The organism is Schaalia dentiphila ATCC 17982 (assembly GCF_000154225.1).
Lineage (GTDB): Bacteria > Actinomycetota > Actinomycetes > Actinomycetales > Actinomycetaceae > Pauljensenia > Pauljensenia dentiphila.
This window is the reverse complement of the sequence record NZ_DS264586.1, coordinates 670,721-682,985: the sequence shown is the minus strand read 5'-3', so window position 1 is coordinate 682,985 and position 12,265 is coordinate 670,721. Positions and strand designations below refer to the sequence as shown.

The window sequence follows — 12,265 nt, the reverse complement described above, 5'->3', positions numbered from 1 at the left end:
GCCCTATCGTGACCTGGTCGACACTCGTGACCGCATCAGATCCGTCGATGCTGCACACCGTTATCGAGTGGTTTAAAAATCCTGAGACTTTGCTCGTCGCCATGGGGCCGTGGGTGCTGTGGGGAACGATGCTCATCGTCCTCATCGAGTCGGGTGTCCTGTTCCCGGTGCTGCCCGGTGAATCCCTGTTGTTCAGCGCCGGCCTGCTCCACGACCGCCTCGGCCTGCACCTGCCGACGCTCATCCTCCTCGTCGTCGTCGCGGCCTTCATCGGAGCGCAGATCGGCTACTTCCTGGGCGCCAAGTGGGGGCGTCGCTTCTTCAAGCCCGATGCCCGATTCCTCAAGACTGAGCACCTGGAGAAGGCGGAATACTACTTCACGAACTACGGTGGCCGCTCGCTCGTCATCGGACGTTTCATCCCCTTCGTGCGTACCTTCATTCCGATCGCCGCGGGCATGGCCCGCTACCCCTACCCGAAGTTCCTGGCCTTCAACACGCTGGGTGCCGTCGTGTGGGGCGCGGGCTTCATCCTCGCGGGTTCGCTCCTGGGCAACGTGCCCTTCGTGCACGACAACCTGACGCTCATCCTCGGCGTCATCATCCTCGCGTCGGTCCTGCCCGTCATCATTGAGATTGTGGGCAAGCGCCGCGCCGCTTCTGACAAGGAGTAATCCATGCTGGCCTGGTGGATGCTGCTCCCGACCCTGCTGGCCATGATGGTTGCCCTGGTCCTGCCGGGGTTCATGTGGCTGAGGGCGGGAGGTCGTTCGTCGCTCGTCGCGATCGGAGCGGCTCCGGCGTTCACCTTTGGCCTGATCACGATCCTGTCCGTCGCCTACCCGGCGCTCGACATCGAGTGGGAGCCCTCGACTGCGCTGCCGATCCTCGGCATGAGTGCCCTGGGAGGCGCCGGCGCCTGGAGCCTGAGCTTCTTCCGCCGCAGCAACGACGGATTCTCCCTGCGGGGAGTTCCCCTGCGCGAGGCGATCGGCGTGCGCAAGCCGATCGGCGGACGCCAGGCCGCGATCCGCGCGGCCACGTGGGGAGCGATCCTGGTGGGCTTCGTCCTCGCGGCGTTGCCCCTCGTGATGGGCGCGGCCCCATCGAACCCTGTCCAGCAGTGGGATCCGACGTTCCATCAGAACGGCGTGCACGCGATGCTGTACGGCAAGAACGCCAGTCCCTTCGGTGGCCTCCACGAGCTGTACGGCGGCCGTAACGTCTACTATCCGACGGGCTGGCACGCTTTTGTCTCGCTGTTCGCGCGCTACGACTCGGTCATCCAGGCCTCGAACGTGTCCTCGCTGGCGCTCATGGCCGTGTGGGTGGTCGGCCTGGCGGCCCTCGTCTCGGTGCTGACCGCGTCGCGCAGCGCGATCATGGCGGCGCCCATCATCGGCGGGATGTTGCTCAATATGCCCGCCGACGCGCTCACCATGTACAACCAGTGGCCCAACTCGACGGGCACCGCTCTGGTGCCGGGTCTGTCGGCCATCGCGATCGTCGCGGGGCGCAGGCTGGTCGCCGACCTGCGCGCGGGCGACGGGCTGCATGCTTTCCTGCGCCGTATCCCGCAGGCTGTGTTCCTCCTCATCGGTGCCATCGGCCTCGTCGGCGCGCACCCGAGCGCCGCCTTCTCGATCCTCGCGTTCCTGATCGCGCCGCTCCTCGCCTCCATCGCGTCCCTCGCCCGACGCTCCTACGGTCGCGGTGGACGAGGCCAGCTCGTCGCCCTGGCGTGGGGCGCCATCGCGTTTGTCGTCGTCGCGGCACCGCTCCTCGCGCTGTCGTCGTCAAAGATCCGGGCCATGGGCAGTTACCGGCGCGACGGCAGCAACTGGGGCGAAGCCTTCAGCCACGCATTCCTGCCCTACCCGCCCTTCTCCAACACCGCCGGCAACGCTCAGTGGATGATCGTCCAGCTCATTCTCCTGATCATCGGCATCGCGGTGACCGCCCGCCTCCACCTGCTGTTCCGTCGCACGGATCCCCTGGAGCGTGCCGCCGAGCGCGCCGGACTCACCGATGACGCGGGTGTGGAAGCGGAGGAGGGCACCCTGGCCTCGGCCCAAGAGATCGAGGAATCCGAGGAGGAGGCGCAGCCCCTGCCGTTCTGGCCGTTGGCCTCCTATACGATCCTTGCGGCCCTCACCGCCCTGGCGTACTCGCCCGACTCGGCGCTGCGCACCTACCTGCTGGCCCCCTGGTACAAGGATGCCCGTCGCATTATGGGCGTCGAAGACATCGCGCTGACGATCCTCATGGCGGTCGGTGTCGCCGCCATCGTTGGTCTCATCCACGCCGCGTGGACGAGGTGGCTGCAGCGGATCCTCGCCGAACGAGGATCCGACGACAATATCGAGGCGCCGCGTTGGCCAATCCAGTTCGCTGTCGGCCTGCTCGTGCTGGTCCTGTCCGGCATTGGTGCCATCGACGCGCGGAACGCTGCGGTCGCCCAGGTGTACGATCCGAATCGCCTGGGCAAGCCGGGTATGGCCACGATGGGTGAGCTCGCCATGCTGCGCCGCATGCCGTACACGACCGCCCCCGACGCGCTCATTCTGGGCGACCCGATCGCGGGCGCGGCGTACTCCGAGATGATCGGCGGTCGTAAGGCGGTATTCCCGCAGCTGAGCACGGCTAACAAGGATGTGGCCTCGCAGAAGATCCTCATCCAGCGTTTCCACGATATCGCGACTGATCCCGAGGTGTGCGAGGTCGTGCGCAGGCTCGGCATTACCCACTTCTACGAAGAGGAAGACGGCGCCTACTACAACTTCATGCGATCCTCCCGCCACCCCGGCCTCTACAACGTGGACACGTCCACCGGCTTCGAGCTGGTCGACGCGGGCGGCACCGCGAAGCTGTGGAAGATCACCGCGTGCGGCGAGGTGACACCGGGTGGTGGACGCGAGGCCTTCGCGAACGGCGTGACCGGCTCCCGCGACTGACGATCGGTCGGTTTCCTGGGGGAGTCCGCCGCCTGGGGGAGTTTTGCGCGAGGCCGGCGGCGCGCCTCCGTGAGGCTCGCCCGGCCTCGGAACCCGCGCGATTGGCCACAATGCGCCCCCGTCCCCGAAACGAGGCCGCGCCACTCTCTTCGCTCTCGTTACCCTTGACACCATGACGACGAACATTCCCGGCCCCGCGCCCCTCGGTGACAAGCTTCGTATCGCCTTCCTTGGCCCGTTCGGCACGTTTACCGAGCAGGCTGTCCACCAGGTCGCGCCCGCCGGCGCGATCCTCATGCCCATGACGAGTGCCCCGCAGGCGCTCGCGGCCGTGCGCCGCGGCGAGGCCGACCGTGCCGTCGTCCCGATCGAAAACTCTATTGAGGGCGGCGTCAATGCGACGTTGGATTCGCTCTCGCACGGCGACCCCCTCGTCATCGTTGCAGAGATGCACGTGCATGTCGTCTTCCAGCTGGCCGTCCTGCCGGGTACTCGCCCCGAGGATATTCGCCGTATCGGGACGCACCCGCACGCGTGGGCGCAGTGCCGCGGCTGGGTTGAGGAGACCTTCCCCGGCGCGATCCACGTGCCCGCCACGTCGACGGCCGCTGCCGCCGAGCTCCTCTCGGATGGTGACGCGTCCTTCGATGCCGCCCTGTGCAACGCGGTCTCGGTCAACACCTACGGCCTGGAGGCCCTGTTCACCGACGTCGCTGACAATCCGGGCGCGATCACTCGCTTCGTCCTGGTGGCTCGCCCCGGCGTGGTGCCTCCTCCGACCGGCGCGGACAAGACGACCATCCAGGTTGCCCTGCCGGTCAATAAGTCGGGTGCTCTGCTGACCCTCCTTGAGCAGTTCTCGGCGCGCGGCGTCGACCTGTCCCGCATCGAGTCGCGTCCGAGCGGTGACGGCCTCGGGAACTACACGTTCAGCATTGACATCGTCGGCCACATCCGTGAGGAGCGCGTTCAGGCAGCCCTCGTCGGCCTGCACCGTTACTCGCCGGAGGTTCGCTTCATGGGTTCCTACCCGCGTGTCGACGGCGTGCGCGCGTCGGTTGCCCCGGGAACGACGGACGAGGACTTCCGCGCGGGTCGCGCGTGGGTTGCGGACCTGCTGCACGGTGGGGATGGCATGGGCGAGGCTGCGGGCAACGCCCCGGCCTGGCCGCTGGCCTGACGCCCGCGTCGCCGCGCTGAGCCAATAGGCGTCGCCCCGGCCTCGTATCAGATGAGACCGAGGCACGCTCTATGACGGGGCCGACTTAGCCGGGCAGCAGCTCCATCCACGTGCGCTCTGCGGGCACTGCGATGTCGAGGGCGCCCGCCTGCATGCGAATGTGCATGGTGTGGGCGAGTCCGATCGCGTCGCCGTCCACCTGGCACACCTGGGCCTCTTCGGCCGTGACGGATGCGCCCTTCGCCTGGCGGAACGCGACCTTGCCGGTCGAGACGGGCAGGTTGATCGGGCGTAGGCCGATGAGCTGGCCGAGCATCTTCCAGGTCACGTCCGCCCAGCCGAGCAGGCCGGCGAGCGCGTCAACCGCGATGACGTCGATGAGGCCGTCCGACAGCTCTGCATCGGGGGCGAGAACCAGCATCTTCAGCTCGCCCGCGTTCGCGAACATGACGGACCGGGCCTCGACGCGGGTGATCTCATCGGCGGGTGAGCGCAGGGGTTCGGCGCTAGCCGAGGATGCCTCGTCCAGGGCCTCTCCCGTGATCTGATCGCCGACGCCCAGGGGGTCCGCCACTCGAGCGGCGGGTGAGCGTAGGGTGAGGCGCGCCTTCATGCGTGGAACGCCCATCGCACCCAGGCCGGCCCACACGTAGGCGATCCATCCGATGCGCTTCTTCAGTTCGGGGTTTGTGTCCGCCATCGTTGCACCGTCGTATCCCATGCCCGTGACGACGAGGCACGCGTACTCGTCCGCGCGCGGCTCATTCGACGAGGCCGGGGCGCCCTGGTCCGCAGCGCTGGCTTCGGGGTGTAGCGCGGTGCGTGCCGCGAGGCGCAGTCCGCCCTCGGCGGGCTGAGTGGACTCCTGGGTGACGTCTTCGATGCGTACCCATGCCAGGTCGACGGCGCGGTGGTTGCGGTCGAGCGCGACGGCGAGGGCCTCTTCGGGATCGTCGGGGACGGAGAGGTTTCCGGCCAGGACGTTGCCGGTGCCCACGGGGATAATGCCCATGCGGACGTCGGATCCTGCCATGCCGGCGGCAACAGCGCGCACTGTTCCGTCTCCGCCTGCGGCGATGACGACGGACGCGCCTTCCGCGAGAGCGCGCACGGCCTGCCCGGTGCCTGGGTCCTCACGTGTGGTCTCGCGCCAGTGCACGTGCGTGATGCCGAGTTCCTTGGCCTTGCGGTTAATGAGCTCCTTGAAGGCCTGTGGATCCTCGTGCTTGGAGGGGTTCATAATGATCCAGGGGCGCGGCCGTCCGCGCGTCGGGTCGTCCACCGATGCGGGGATGGCGAGTGCCTTGCGGCGGCGGTGCCTGCGGGTCAGGGCTGTTGCGAGGCGTGCGGCACCGATGGCTCCAGCTCCGGCGACGGCAGCGAGTACCCACGGTGTTGCGTCCATAGGTCTAGCGTATCCCGCTTCGTGCCTGTGGACGGGTTGTGAAGTGACTTTTTGTTGTCTTTCGTGCCATCTGAGACGAGCTGGCGTATGCTCGCCGTCATGTTGTCCACACGGTTATACACCAAAGGTGGATAACTTTCAGGATTTTGAGGACCTCAGGGATGTGGTTTGTGCATAACCTTGACCTGCTGTATTGAATTCAAAGTCGGGTCGGTAGGGGACACGGCGCGCCCACCTGGCATAGGATGGGACGCATGATTGATGTGCGTGCCCTGCGTGAAAACCCCGAACCCGCCCGTGCCTCCCAGCGCGCCCGAGGAGCAAACCCCGGCCTCGTCGATGAGATCATTGAGGCTGACGCCGCCCGCCGCGAGGCCCTCCAGGCCTTCGAGACGCTGCGAGCCACCCAAAAGGAGGTCTCCAAGTCTGTGGGCCGCGCCTCCAAGGAGGAGCGTCCGGCGATCCTGGCTCAGGCTAAGGAGCTCGCCGAGCAGGTGAAGGCCGCTGAGGCCGCCGCGAACGCAGCCGATGCCGATGCCGACCGCCTCGCACGCCTTCTGCCTAACTTGGTCGTCGACGGTGTGCCCGTCGGTGGTGAGGATGACTTCGTGGTTCTGCGCCACGAGGGCCCCGCCCCCCGCGACTTCGCCGCCGAGGGCTTCGAGCCCCAGGACCACCTCGCGCTCGGCGAGGGCCTGGATGCGATCGACACCAAGCGCGGCGCGAAGGTCTCCGGCGCCCGCTTCTACTACCTCAAGGGCATCGGTGCCCGCCTCGAGCTGGCCCTCATGACGATGGCCATGGATCAGGCGCTCGCCAACGGCTTCGTCCCGATGATGACCCCGACCCTCGTGACCCCGCAGGTCATGGGCGGCACCGGCTTCCTCAACGAGCACTCCGACGAGATCTACTACCTGCCCGCCGACGACCTGTACCTGACGGGTACGTCCGAGGTGGCCCTCGCCGGCTACCACGCCGACGAGATCCTCGACCTGTCGGGTGGCCCCAAGCGCTACATGGGCTGGTCCACCTGCTACCGCCGCGAGGCGGGCTCTGCGGGCAAGGACACGCGAGGCATCATCCGCGTCCACCAGTTCAACAAGGCTGAGATGTTCAGCTACTGCCGCCCGGAGGATGCTGCCGAGGAGCACCAGCGCTTCCTCGCGTGGGAAGAGGAGATGCTCGCCAAGGTCGAGCTGCCCTACCGCGTCATCGACACGGCCGCCGGCGACCTGGGCACCTCCGCCGCCCGCAAGTTCGACTGCGAGGCGTGGCTGCCCACTCAGGAGCGCTACATGGAGGTCACCTCGACCTCGAACTGCACGACGTTCCAGGCCCGCCGCCTCGGTATTCGCGAGCGCCGTGAGGACGGCATGACCGCAGTCGCCACCTTGAACGGCACGCTGGCCACGACCCGCTGGATCGTCGCCTTCCTGGAGAATCACCAGCAGGCGGATGGCTCGATCTATGTGCCCGAGGCCCTGCGCCCCTACCTGGGGGGACTCGAGGTTCTGAGCCCGGTCGCTCGATGAGCCAAGAGCGCTTCCTGACGGTCCCCTCCTCCGGGGAAGTTGCTCGCCCCTTCGAGAATCTTCTCGACGAGGCCGAGGCCGCCCTGCCCGCCGGCATTCCGACGTCGGCGGGACAGGTCCTGGTTGCGCTCGATATTGATGGCACGATCCTGACCCCAGCGGGCGCGACCCCGCGTGTCCTCGAGGGCATTCATGGTCTCGCCGCCGCGGGTGCCCAGGTCCTGATCGCTTCGGGTCGTGCGCTCGAGGGCGTCATCCCGGTCCTGGGTGCCCTGGAGTTCACGGACGGGTGGGCGCTGTGCAACAACGGCGCGACCCTCGTGCGCGTGAGCGGCGGGGAGTGCGAGATCGTCGAGGAACGTACCTTCGTGCCCGGTCCGATCCTGGAGGAGATCGCCGCGGCCGTGCCCGGCTCAGTGTTCGCATCGATGCCGCACCCCGACATCCTCCTGTCCGCTCCCTTCCCGAACAACGAGATTGAAGGGAGCGATCATCGCATCGTGTCGATGGAGGAGCTTGCCTCCACGCCCACGCCGAAGATCGTCGTGCGCGCCGCCGAGATGGATCGCGAGGAGTTCCATCGGATCCTGTCGTCCCTGGACGTGTCGCGCACCCATGAGGTGTTCGTCGGCTGGACGTCCTGGGCGGACATCGAGCCGCTCGGGGTGACGAAGGCCAGTGGCCTGGAGTCTCTCCGTCAGCGTCTCGGCCTGCCCGCGTGCGGGACCGTTGCCGTTGGGGATGGCACGAACGACATCGCGATGATCGAGTGGGCGGCCTTCGGTGTCGCCATGGGTGGTGCCTCCGAGGAGGTGCGCGCCCACGCCGACCATGTGACGGCCGCCGTCGACAATGACGGCGCCGCCGCGGTCATGCACGCGATCATGCGCCGCTGCGGGGTCGCTGGACGCTGAGTGGCACCGCTGCACGCCCTACTCCCTCGTGCGGGTCGAACACGGCTTGGCTGCGGGTCCCACCAGCCAGTCGCCCATGATCCTAAAGGCTCGGTGAGGGTCGCCGATCTGGCAGTGCTGCGCCATGCCCGGATCCGTCGCCTCGGTGAAAGCGCGCACATCCAGCGAAGCGGCGCCCGCGAGAATGCGGCGCACGTCGGACAGGCGCTCAAAGGGGACGTACTGGTCGGCGTCGCCGGCCATCACCAGGCAGGGCTGGCGGATCATGCCTGCAAGGGGCTCCATCGTGTACGCCCCCAGCGCACGCAAGACGTCGCTCGGCTTATCCATTCCCGTCAGGTGGCGCCCCTGCTGCAGCTTCCACGCGAGGTCGGCGCTCGCCTGGACAGCGACGGACATGGTCGCGTCGATGAGCCATGCGGGACGGGTACGCTCGACGATCGAGGCCGCGAGCGGACGGACAGTCGCGGGCAGGGGTAGCGTCAGCCCGTCCAGGAGCCGGTACATCATGTCGAAGGCAACGACGTGGCTGATGCGCGGCACGTGGGCGGCGGCCCGCATGACGAGGTAGCCGCCGAAGGAGAGGCCGAGGGCGGCCGCGCTGTCGAGGTCGAAGTAGTCCAGGACGGTGGTCGTTGGGAGTTCCCAACGCGGCTCCAGAGGTATGCCCGCCAGGGCGGTGTGTCCCTGTCCGGGTCCGTCGAAGGTAATGATGTCGAAGGGGCGGCAGGGGAAGTACTCGGCGAAGCCCATGATCTCCTCCGCGTATCCGTCGAAGCCGTTCATCATGACGAGGGTGGAAGGCGCGTAGGGGAAGCGGGCACGATCGTCAGGATCGGCCTGCCACCGGATCGCTGTCAGTGAGCCACCCTTGTAGGGGATTGTGTGCCGGCGCATCGCCAGGTGAGAGTGGGAGGTGTCGAAGTTGCGCGATGCCGCGTCGATGAAGTGCCGCTTGCTCGGGTCGTGCTCGGGCAGGTAGAAGGCGGCCAGGAAGTACAGTCGCCACGCGGCCGCCGCGTCCCCCTCGGAATCAAAGTGGGCCGCCAGACGATGGGCGAACTGCGTGATCTGGGAAGTAGAACGGATGTGCGGGAGGACGCTCGTTGTCAACCGATCCATTCCAGGCCGGTCCAGAATCGGCCCGAGGGAGCGGTTCAGCTGGAGATCGAATTGCCGGTTGCCCGTGTAGTGCGTGAACATGTGTCGAGAATATGACCCGCAGGAAAAGGAGGAAGAAAACAATAATGGATGGACTGTTGGATACCGTACATACTGTATGTTATGCGTAGGATAGTGATACAGATACAGCGATACTGATCGGAGAGACATGTTCCTGCGAAGCGCGGATAAGCACGGGCGTGAGGCAGAGAAGAACCTGGACCTGCGCATCCGGAAGACACGGCGCGCGATCCGCTCGGGCCTCGTCAAAGTGTGCCAAGCCAAGCCCTACGCGCACGTGTCCGTGACCGACATCTGTGCCGCATCGATGGTCTCTCGCACGACCTTCTACGATCACTACACCGACAAGGACGAGCTCCTAGCCGAGGTCGTCTCCTTCCTCCTCGAAGAGATCACCCCGGCGCTCGAGGGACTGTGGTTTGGCGAGGTGCGCAACAGTCGAGCTGTTGCCCGGCAGCTCACTGAAATCTACGCGCGTAACGGGCGCGCCATGCAGACCCTGCTGGCCATTCGAGTGGGCGGCAACGGCGACTTGCACGAGCAGCTGTGCCGAACGGCCCGTTCGGTATTTACTGATTGGGCCCGCGGTCGCATGGATGATGACGTTCTGCCGCTCGCAGCAGACATCTACGCCTCCGTCTTCCTGACCTTCATCGAACGCAGCGCAACCAAGCCCCTCACGGACAACGAGCTCGCCGCGATCGATCGTGCACGCGAGCTCTTCATCGAAGGCTTCAGCGCCCGGTAGGTCAACGGTAGATGCGCGACCGATGATCGATGTTGATGGCGAGGATCAGTAACTCATCATCTTCGATGGAAGCAATGATCCGATAGTTGCCGACGCGGTATCGCCAAAATCCTGCGAGGTTGCCGGTCAGTCCCTTCCCTCGCGAGCGGGGATCCTCGCCGCTCGCAGTCTCGCGTAGGTAGTCGATGATACGGCGCGCGGTTGGCTTATCGAGCTTGCTCAGCTGCTTCAGTGCACGCGGTGACAGCTCAGCCCTCCAGGCCAAGGGTCTTCACCGCCTCGTCAAGACTCACCGATGCTGTGCGTCCCCTGCGAATGTCCTCGAGTTCCGCCTGTAGTGAGTAGGCCAGCTCGATCTCTTCGAGCGCTGACTCGATGGCGCGATTCATGTAGAACGACTTCGTTCGTCCCGTCCGCTCAGCGAGTGCCGTGAGGCGGGCGTCGATCTCGGGATCGAGCTTGACGGAGCGTGCAACGCGGGCCGTAGACATGTGTCCTCCTCAAATGTGACTACGCGTAGTCTATCGCTCTTTGGACATAGTTGAAAGAGCGTCCGATGCGTGGTGAGCCGGGAATAAAATGGTTGTCGAAACGCTATCGGCGCTCGGTAATCAGGGATTAAGAAACTAATAGCGAACAGAGTGTCTGATAAAGAACCAACGGTCGTTGTTGTTGCCTCTACGAAAGTGTTATCGTTAACGCAGCACTGGCCCCGGCCTCGTCAATGAAGACTCAAGGAGCACACATGAGCACCGACCCTCGCGCCGCCATCGCCGCCGCTGACACCGCGCTCGGCATTGAGTTCGGCTCGACCCGCATCAAGGCCGTCCTGATCGGCCCCGACCACGAGGTGCTCGCCACCGGAGGCCACGGGTGGGAGAACCACCTCGAAGGCGGCCTGTGGTCCTACACCCTCGACGAGGTCGTCGCCGGCCTGCGCGCGGCCTACGCCTCCCTGGTGGCCGACGTGCGTGAGCGCTACGACGTCATCCCCGCATCTTACGGCTCGATCGGTATCTCCGCGATGATGCACGGCTACCTAGCCTTCGACGCCGAGGACAACCTGCTCGCTCCCTTCCGCACGTGGCGCAATACCAACACGGGGCGAGCGGCTGACGAGCTCACGAGGCTCTTCGGGTTCAACATCCCCCTGCGCTGGTCGATCGCCCACCTGCATCAGGCGGTCCTCGATTCCGAGGAGCACGCGCCGCGGGTCGCGCGTCTCACGACGCTGGCGGGATGGGTCCACCACCAGCTCACTGGCCGCCACGTCCTGGGCGTTGGGGACGCCTCGGGCATGTTCCCGATCGACTCGCAGGCGGGCACCTACGTGGAGTCCTACCTCGACCAGTACGAGGCCCTGGTCGAGGCCCGGGTCCCGTGGCGCCTGCGCGACGTCCTCCCGACCGTGTTGAGCGCGGGCGAGGACGCGGGGACGCTGACCTCCGAGGGCGCCGCGCTCATCGACCCGACCGGCACGCTCCAGGCCGGGATTGCGCTGTGCCCGCCCGAGGGCGACGCGGGTACCGGCATGATCGCCACGAACGCGATCGCCCAGCGCACGGGCAACATCTCGTGCGGCACCTCCGTCTTCCTCATGGCTGTCCTCGAGCGCTCCCTCGCCGAGCTGCACACTGAGATCGACATGGTGACGACGCCCGACGGATCGCCGGTCGCGATGGTTCACTCGAATAACGGCGCGTCCGAGATCGACGCGTGGGTGGGTTGGTTCGCGGATTTCGCGCGCCTGGTGGGTGCCGACGCGAGCGTCCCGGCGATCTACGACGCCCTCTACAACCACGCGCTCACGGGCGAGGCCGACGCCGGTGGCGTCATGGCCTACAACACGCTGTCCGCCGAGCCCCTCGTCGGCCAGGAAGCCGCGCAGCCGGTCTTCACTCACACCGCCGACGCGCGCGTCAGCCTCGCGAACGCGGTGCGCGCCCAGCTCATGAGCATCTTCGCGGCCGTGCGCATCGGCGTCGACATTCTTCGCGGCGAGGGTGTGCACCTCGACTCCCTCTTCGCTCACGGCGGCCTCTTCAAGACCCCGGGCGTCGCCCAGCAGATCCTCGCGGACTCGCTGAACATCCCCGTCTCCGTGGGCGACACAGCGGGCGAGGGTGGCGCGTGGGGTATCGCGGTGCTCGCGCGCTACCGTGCGGTCCTCGCAGGGGACGAGGCCGCACTCGCCCTGCCGGACTACCTCTCCGAGCGGGTCTTCGCGGGTGCTTCCGTCTCCACCCTCGTGCCTACCCCCGAGGGCGTGGCCGGGTACGAGCGCTTCCTCGACGCGTACCGCGCGGCCCTGCCCGGCGTGGAGGTCATCGCCCGGGGTGCCGCCCGCTGA

General features: G+C 66.7%; 11 protein-coding genes. 7 read left to right on the top strand and 4 right to left on the bottom strand.

Translation table 11 applies throughout. From position 1 onward, the window contains the following. Positions 1-47: 47 nt before the first annotated feature. The 3 genes from ACTODO_RS02915 (at position 48) to pheA (ending at position 4,134) form a co-directional block, all read left to right on the top strand. Positions 48-674 (top strand): DedA family protein, encoded by a 627-nt coding sequence (locus ACTODO_RS02915; RefSeq protein WP_003791206.1) that lies wholly within the window; start codon positions 48-50, stop codon positions 672-674. A gap of 3 nt (positions 675-677) precedes the next feature. Then, complete coding sequence (locus ACTODO_RS02910) at positions 678-2,954, top strand: DUF6541 family protein (protein WP_003791204.1); 2,277 nt, start codon at positions 678-680, stop codon at positions 2,952-2,954. Positions 2,955-3,126: 172 nt separating this feature from the next. After that, a complete protein-coding gene (gene pheA / locus ACTODO_RS02905; protein WP_003791203.1) occupies positions 3,127-4,134 on the top strand; it encodes a prephenate dehydratase in 1,008 nt (335 codons plus the stop codon). Positions 4,135-4,219: 85 nt separating this feature from the next. Here the strand turns inward: pheA and ACTODO_RS02900 are convergent, their stop codons facing one another. Further along, entirely contained in the window at positions 4,220-5,539 is a 1,320-nt protein-coding gene (locus tag ACTODO_RS02900; RefSeq protein ID WP_003791202.1) for a diacylglycerol/lipid kinase family protein, read from the bottom strand. 254 nt (positions 5,540-5,793) lie between these two features. Between ACTODO_RS02900 and serS the strand changes: the two genes are divergently transcribed. Together serS and ACTODO_RS02890 are read left to right on the top strand one after the other, a co-directional pair. Continuing rightward, positions 5,794-7,071, top strand: a complete 1,278-nt coding sequence (serS, locus tag ACTODO_RS02895) for a serine--tRNA ligase (RefSeq protein WP_003791199.1) — start codon at positions 5,794-5,796, stop codon at positions 7,069-7,071. Then, positions 7,068-7,985: an HAD hydrolase family protein gene (locus ACTODO_RS02890; protein ID WP_003791198.1), complete on the top strand. Its 918-nt coding sequence runs from the start codon at positions 7,068-7,070 to the stop codon at positions 7,983-7,985. Before serS ends, ACTODO_RS02890 begins: the two co-directional genes overlap by 4 nt. Positions 7,986-8,003: 18 nt before the next feature. Here ACTODO_RS02890 and ACTODO_RS02885 read toward each other — a convergent pair whose 3' ends face one another. Next, complete coding sequence (locus ACTODO_RS02885) at positions 8,004-9,188, bottom strand: alpha/beta fold hydrolase (protein ID WP_003791196.1); 1,185 nt, start codon at positions 9,186-9,188, stop codon at positions 8,004-8,006. A 127-nt stretch (positions 9,189-9,315) separates the two neighbouring features. Between ACTODO_RS02885 and ACTODO_RS02880 the strand changes: the two genes are divergently transcribed. Continuing rightward, on the top strand, positions 9,316-9,915 hold the full coding sequence (locus tag ACTODO_RS02880; protein ID WP_003791193.1) for a TetR/AcrR family transcriptional regulator: 600 nt from the start codon (positions 9,316-9,318) through the stop codon (positions 9,913-9,915). A 1-nt stretch (position 9,916) separates the two neighbouring features. On the opposite strand, the gene ACTODO_RS02875 is transcribed toward ACTODO_RS02880, so the two are convergent. Both ACTODO_RS02875 and relB read right to left on the bottom strand, forming a co-directional pair. Next, positions 9,917-10,180 carry a type II toxin-antitoxin system RelE family toxin gene (locus ACTODO_RS02875; RefSeq protein ID WP_003791192.1) on the bottom strand — a complete coding sequence of 88 codons (264 nt, stop codon included), beginning with the start codon at positions 10,178-10,180 and terminating at the stop codon, positions 9,917-9,919. Beyond that, positions 10,164-10,406: a type II toxin-antitoxin system RelB family antitoxin gene (gene relB, locus ACTODO_RS02870; protein WP_003791191.1), complete on the bottom strand. Its 243-nt coding sequence runs from the start codon at positions 10,404-10,406 to the stop codon at positions 10,164-10,166. The genes ACTODO_RS02875 and relB overlap by 17 nt, the downstream gene beginning before the upstream one ends. A 254-nt stretch (positions 10,407-10,660) precedes the next feature. On the opposite strand from relB, the gene ACTODO_RS02865 reads away from it, so the two are divergent. Continuing rightward, positions 10,661-12,265 (top strand): xylulokinase, encoded by a 1,605-nt coding sequence (locus ACTODO_RS02865; RefSeq protein WP_003791189.1) that lies wholly within the window; start codon positions 10,661-10,663, stop codon positions 12,263-12,265.

Bases quoted from the DNA above. Each gene is read 5' to 3' on its own strand.
- ACTODO_RS02880 (WP_003791193.1), top strand. From the start codon at position 9,316: ATGTTCCTGCGAAGCGCGGATAAGCACGGGCGTGAGGCAGAGAAGAAC.
- ACTODO_RS02900 (WP_003791202.1), bottom strand. From the start codon at position 5,539: ATGGACGCAACACCGTGGGTACTCGCTGCCGTCGCCGGAGCTGGAGCC.
- ACTODO_RS02865 (WP_003791189.1), top strand. From the start codon at position 10,661: ATGAGCACCGACCCTCGCGCCGCCATCGCCGCCGCTGACACCGCGCTC.
- ACTODO_RS02915 (WP_003791206.1), top strand. From the start codon at position 48: ATGCTGCACACCGTTATCGAGTGGTTTAAAAATCCTGAGACTTTGCTC.
- serS (WP_003791199.1), top strand. From the start codon at position 5,794: ATGATTGATGTGCGTGCCCTGCGTGAAAACCCCGAACCCGCCCGTGCC.
- ACTODO_RS02885 (WP_003791196.1), bottom strand. From the start codon at position 9,188: ATGTTCACGCACTACACGGGCAACCGGCAATTCGATCTCCAGCTGAAC.
- relB (WP_003791191.1), bottom strand. From the start codon at position 10,406: ATGTCTACGGCCCGCGTTGCACGCTCCGTCAAGCTCGATCCCGAGATC.
- ACTODO_RS02910 (WP_003791204.1), top strand. From the start codon at position 678: ATGCTGGCCTGGTGGATGCTGCTCCCGACCCTGCTGGCCATGATGGTT.
- pheA (WP_003791203.1), top strand. From the start codon at position 3,127: ATGACGACGAACATTCCCGGCCCCGCGCCCCTCGGTGACAAGCTTCGT.
- ACTODO_RS02890 (WP_003791198.1), top strand. From the start codon at position 7,068: ATGAGCCAAGAGCGCTTCCTGACGGTCCCCTCCTCCGGGGAAGTTGCT.